A 265-nucleotide genomic window follows, 5' to 3' on the forward strand; every position below is an offset into this window, starting at 1 on the left:
AAGCGTGCCCTGAGAGATTCGAACTCCCGACCTTTTGATTCGTAGTCAAACGCTCTATCCAGCTGAGCTAAGGGCACATGTTATGGAGCGGACGAAGGGTCTCGAACCCTCGACCTTCGCCTTGGCAAGGCGACGCTCTACCAATTGAGCTACGTCCGCATAAAAAGGAATTTCTTGGTGCGGTCGAGAGGACTTGAACCTCCACGGTGTTGCCACCACTGGCACCTGAAGCCAGCGCGTCTGCCATTCCGCCACGACCGCATAT

At 55.5% G+C, this 265-nt stretch carries 3 tRNA genes; all 3 read right to left on the bottom strand.

The window, feature by feature from the left end:
- Positions 1-3: 3 nt before the first annotated feature.
- Positions 4-77, bottom strand: a tRNA-Arg gene (locus HPY27_RS29875).
- A gap of 6 nt (positions 78-83) precedes the next feature.
- Positions 84-159 (bottom strand) — tRNA-Gly (locus tag HPY27_RS29880).
- A 16-nt stretch (positions 160-175) separates the two neighbouring features.
- Positions 176-261: transfer RNA gene (locus tag HPY27_RS29885), tRNA-Leu, on the bottom strand.
- Positions 262-265: the final 4 nt, after the last annotated feature.

It is taken from the genome of Brevibacillus sp. HB1.1, from assembly GCF_013332445.1.
Classification (GTDB): domain Bacteria; phylum Bacillota; class Bacilli; order Brevibacillales; family Brevibacillaceae; genus Brevibacillus; species Brevibacillus porteri.